General features: G+C 75.3%; 4 protein-coding genes. 1 reads left to right on the top strand and 3 read right to left on the bottom strand.

What is annotated here, in order from left to right; genetic code table 11:
- Positions 1 to 44: 44 nt before the first annotated feature.
- Positions 45 to 1,556, bottom strand: coding sequence for a hypothetical protein (locus GQS09_RS27195; protein ID WP_207958344.1), 1,512 nt, complete (start codon positions 1,554 to 1,556; stop codon positions 45 to 47).
- Between the two features lie 201 nt (positions 1,557 to 1,757).
- Here GQS09_RS27195 and GQS09_RS27190 point away from each other — a divergent pair, with 201 nt between their 5' ends.
- Positions 1,758 to 2,876 carry an aminoglycoside phosphotransferase family protein gene (locus GQS09_RS27190; protein ID WP_165990187.1) on the top strand — a complete coding sequence of 373 codons (1,119 nt, stop codon included), beginning with the start codon at positions 1,758 to 1,760 and terminating at the stop codon, positions 2,874 to 2,876.
- A gap of 132 nt (positions 2,877 to 3,008) precedes the next feature.
- Here GQS09_RS27190 and GQS09_RS27185 read toward each other — a convergent pair whose 3' ends face one another.
- Together GQS09_RS27185 and GQS09_RS27180 are read right to left on the bottom strand one after the other, a co-directional pair.
- Complete coding sequence (locus GQS09_RS27185; RefSeq protein WP_165990186.1) at positions 3,009 to 3,503, bottom strand: hypothetical protein; 495 nt, start codon at positions 3,501 to 3,503, stop codon at positions 3,009 to 3,011.
- A gap of 51 nt (positions 3,504 to 3,554) precedes the next feature.
- A partial coding sequence (locus GQS09_RS27180) for a tetratricopeptide repeat protein (protein WP_165990185.1) occupies positions 3,555 to 4,370 on the bottom strand: 816 nt, incomplete at its 5' end.

Here is a 4,370-nt window from a genome sequence, read left to right as displayed (position 1 = left end):
CGGCGCGGGACCGGACCGGGGCCCGGCCGGGCCGGCGGGCGGGCTCAGACCGGGCGCGGCTTGAAGGCATCGGCCCGGCCGGTGCCCTGCGGCGCGGCCGGCAGGGTCTGCTGGATCTCCTCCCGGAGCGTGTCGATCTGCCGGTACCCGGCGTAGGCCCCGGTCAGCCGGTACATCTCCCGCAGCCGGTCCCAGGTGCGGTGCGAGGAGGTGTTGCCGATGCTGTTCAGCGCCAGCCGCGCGTACTTGTCGGCCTGTTCCGGGTCGTCGCCCAGGAAGCAGGCGGAGGCCAGCGAGATGTGGTCGAAGATCTGCGACCGGGTGCGCCCCTGGCCGCGCAGGTCCAGCGCGTGCCGGGCGTGCTGCTGGGCGCTGCGGGCCGCCGAGGGCTCGTGCTCGGCCAGGGTGCGGTAGGCGAGCGCCTGCATGCCGTGCAGGTCCGCCTCGTCGAACATCTGCATCCAGCTCGGCGGCGGCACGTCCCCCTTGTCGGAGACGAACAGCTCCTCGGCCTCGCCCAGCGTGCGGCGCATGCTCTGGCCCTGGCCCATGGCGGCCTGCGCCCAGGCCTCCACGGTCCACAGCATGGCCCGGGTGCGCGGCAGCGCCTCCTCGCCGAGCCCGGTCTTGGCCAGCTGCATCAGGTCCAGGGCCTCCCCCGGGCGGCCCAGGTGCACCATCTGCCGCGCGGCCCGGGACAGCGCCTCGCCCGCGCGCGGCCGGTCGCCGCCCTCCCGGGCCGCGTGCACCGCGATGATGAAGTACTTCTGCGCGGTGGGCTCCATGCCGACGTCGTGCGACATCCACCCGGCCAGCACGGCCAGGTTCGCGGCCACGCCCCACAGCCGGCGCTGCAGACCCGGCGGGTGGTCGTAGGCGAGCATGCCGCCCACCTCGTTGAGCTGTCCGACGACCGCCTTGCGCTGCAGGCCGCCGCCGCGCTGGGCGTCCCAGGCGCGGAAGATCTCCACCGCGCGTTCCAGGGCGTCGATCTCCTCCGATCCCACCGGCGCGGCCTCGTAACGGTCCAGGCCGGAGATGTCCGTAGTGGCGCCCGCGTCCGGGCCGGGTGGCGTCCGCAGCCAGTCCCAGAGGGCGTCGCTGAGTGCTGATCCTGCGGCGAGCGCGGCGCCCGCACCCACCATGCCGCGTCGGTTGAGCATGAGATCCATTCCCGTGAATTCGGTGAGGACCGCGGCTGTCCGATGGGAATCCCAGGGAAGGTCGGCGGCCACCGTGGCCACCTTCCGCCTCCCCGCCTCTCCTGGCCGGCGCAACCCCAGATCCTCGATGGTCACGACACGGCCGAGTCGCTCTGTGAACAGGGTCGCCAGCACCTCGGGCACCGGATCGCGGGGGGTCTCCCCCAGTTCGATCCAGCGCCGCACCCGCGAGGTGTCGGTGGCGAGCTGGGGATGGCCGAGGGCCGCCGCCTGCCGGTTGACCAGACGGGCGAGCTCGCCCTTGGACCATCCGGCCAGGGCGAAGAGATCCGCCAGCCGGTCGTTGGGTTTCCTGTTCACGTCAAGCCCCCAGAATCTCGGCTGAGTTGACATTAGCCGCCGCTCAACGCCGGTTGGGCCATTCGCCAGGGTTCGCCAGGGCTCGCCAGATGGTGTGCCACCCGCGGGGCGCGCTGGGGTAGAACCGCGCCACCCCGGCCCGGGGCGCGGCGGACGCTTCCCCAGGGTGTTACGTCGTCCCCGGACCGGGTGCGCTGCGAATCGTCCGGCGCACGAAGGGACCGAAGCCCGCACATGTATCCAGCTCCCTCTCCCCCGTATCCCCGGACCCGCCCGCTGCTCACGCCGCCCGGCGTCGGTCCCGGCCCGGTGGCCGGTGCCGACGAGCGCCCGCGCCGTGCCCGCCGGCCGGGCCCGCTGCCCGCCGGCGGCCGGCTGGACCTGTCCGGGGTCCGGGGGGCCCGGCTGCGCACCGCCCTGTCCGCGGCCCGGGAGATCTGCCCGGAGTTCAGCCCGGTCCAGGTGCTCCGGGACAGCATGCGCTCGGTCCTGCTGGTCGGCATGATCGGCCGCCGTGCCGCGGCGGCGAAATGCCTGCTGAGTCCCAATCCGGCGATGGCCGAGCGCATGCGCCAGGAAATAGCCATGTACCGGACCTTCGTCAGGCACCGTCCGCCGGTCCGCACGCCCCGGCTGATCGCGGCCGACCCGGGCACCGGCACGCTGGTCATGGAGTTCGTGCCGGGCCGGGCGGCGGCGGCCCGGCGGCACCCGGAGAGCCCGCTGGCCGCACCGGATCTGCGGGCCGTGCTGGGCGCGGTGCACCGGCTCAACCGGTGGGAGCCGCCGGCCGAGACCTTCGCCCCGGCCATCGGCTATCCGGCCCGGATCGCCCGCTACCACGCGCAGGGGCTGCTCACCGACCGGGATGTGAGCGACCTTCAGGCGCTGCTGCACGGTCTGTGCGCCAGGGGGAGACGGGAGCTGCCCCGCCAGTTCTGCCACGGCGGCGCGGTGCCGGCCAACGTGCTGCTGTCGCCGGGCGGTCCGGCGCTGGTGAGCTGGGACGCCGCGGGCTGGTATCTGCCCGGCTACGACCTGGCCACGCTGTGGGCGGTGCTCGGGGACGCCCCGGCCGCCCGGCGGCAGATCAGCCAGGCCGCGCAGCTCGCCGGTCCGGAGAGCCAGTACGGCTTCCTGGTGAATCTGATGCTGGTGCTGACCCGGGAGATCCGGCTGTGCGAGCAGGCGGTGCAGCGGGCCATGCGGGCGCCCGAGGTGCAGGGACCGGGCGGCGAGGCGCGGCCCGGGGCCATGGCCTACGGGGAGCAGCAGCGGCTGCTGCTGCGCCGGCTGCACGAGGACTGCGCCATGGCCCGCCGCGCGGTGCGGGCGGCGGTGGGCACCCGGTGACCGCGGCGGCCCCGGTCCGCACCCGGGCCGGGGCCGCCGCGGAGAAGCAGCGCAGAAACGTATCTTCCCGGCTTCCCCACCGGGGCCCGCGGTCACCCGGCAACGGCGGTCGCCCGGGGACGACCCGCGGGATCAGTGCTGGAACATCTCCGCGGGCAGCGGTTTCAGCAGCCGGTAGAGGTCCTCGGTGATCGGCCGGTCCCAGCTGGCGATGGTCACCAGGACGCCGTCGCTGCGGTCGAACTGGACACAGGCGATGCGTCCTTCGGAGCACAGAACGCGCCGTACGATCAGCAGATTGCCGTCGTGCATGACCGGGATCTGCTCGCTGCCGGTGGCCCGCACCTCCTCCTCCATGCCCAGCGCCGCCATCAGCTGGGTCACCTCGAACGGCACCTCGTCCTCGGCCACCTCGCGGGCCGGTGAGCCCTCCGGGAGATTGCCGATCACCATCGCCGGCCCGCGGCCCCCGAAGAGGTCGTACCGCAGCACCACGCCCTGACAGCTGCCGTCCGGCCCGGGCAGCACCCCCGCGCCGAGGATGCCCGGCCAGTCACCGGGATCCATGGCCAGGACATCGAAGTCCGGTCCGGCGGGAGTGGAGCTGCGGCGGCGGAGAAACGACATGCGGCCAATGGTACGCGGCAGCCGGCCTCCGGCCGCCCCAGGTCCGGAGGTTCAGCCGCCGCCCGTGGCCCCCTCCGGAAGTGCGGCGATCCCGCGGAGCAGCCCGGCGGCCTCGGCGGAACGGCCGAGCTGTTCCAGGCAGTGCGCCTCGTCCTTGCGGCTGGCCAGCGTCTGCGGATGGTCCGGGCCGAGCACCCGCTCGCGGCTGAGCCGCACCCGGCGGTACTCCTCCAGCGCCTGGTCCCAGCGGCCCAGCCAGCCCAGCGCCACCGCGATCTCCCGCCGGCTGACCAGGGTGTCCGGTTCGTCCGCGCCGAGGGTGCCCGAGCGCAGCGCGCACACCGCGCGGGCCTCGGCCAGGGCCTCCTCCCAGCGGCCCAGCCGCCCCAGGGTGACGCCCAGCCCGTGCCGGGCACGCAGCGTCTCCGGGTGGCTGCGGCCCTGGACGTGGGTGCGCGCCGCGACCAGGTCCCGGTAGATCTCCAGGGCCTCGGCCGGGCGGCCCAGCCGGCTCAGGCCGACCGCCGTCTCGTAGCGGGAGACCAGGGTGTCGCCGTGGCGGGGGCCGAGGACCCGGGCACGCGCCTCGGCGACCCGCCGGTGGACGGGCAGGGCCTGGTCCCAGCGGCCGAGCCGGCCGAGCGCGTAGGCCGCCTCGTAGTGGCTGGCCAGGGTGTCGGGGTGGTCGGCGCCGAGCACGCGCTCGCGCTCCGCGGCCACCGCGGCGTGCACCCGGAGGGCCTCCTCCCAGCGGCCCAGCAGGCCCTGGCGGATGCCCGCCCGGTGCCGTCCGGCCAGCGCCGCCCGGTACTCCGGGGAGGGTCCGCCGCGCGGCGCGGGCAGGGCCGACGGCGGGGGCGGCACGGG

Origin of the sequence: Streptomyces sp. YIM 98790, from assembly GCF_011421595.1 — a bacterium.
GTDB lineage: Bacteria > Actinomycetota > Actinomycetes > Streptomycetales > Streptomycetaceae > Streptomyces.
The sequence above is the reverse complement of the archived record's forward strand: the minus strand, read 5'-3'. Positions and strand labels throughout refer to the sequence as shown.

Coding starts and splice junctions, on each gene's coding strand:
- GQS09_RS27195 (WP_207958344.1), bottom strand. CDS start 1,556: ATGTCAACTCAGCCGAGATTCTGGGGGCTTGACGTGAACAGGAAACCC.
- GQS09_RS27190 (WP_165990187.1), top strand. CDS start 1,758: ATGTATCCAGCTCCCTCTCCCCCGTATCCCCGGACCCGCCCGCTGCTC.
- GQS09_RS27185 (WP_165990186.1), bottom strand. CDS start 3,503: ATGTCGTTTCTCCGCCGCCGCAGCTCCACTCCCGCCGGACCGGACTTC.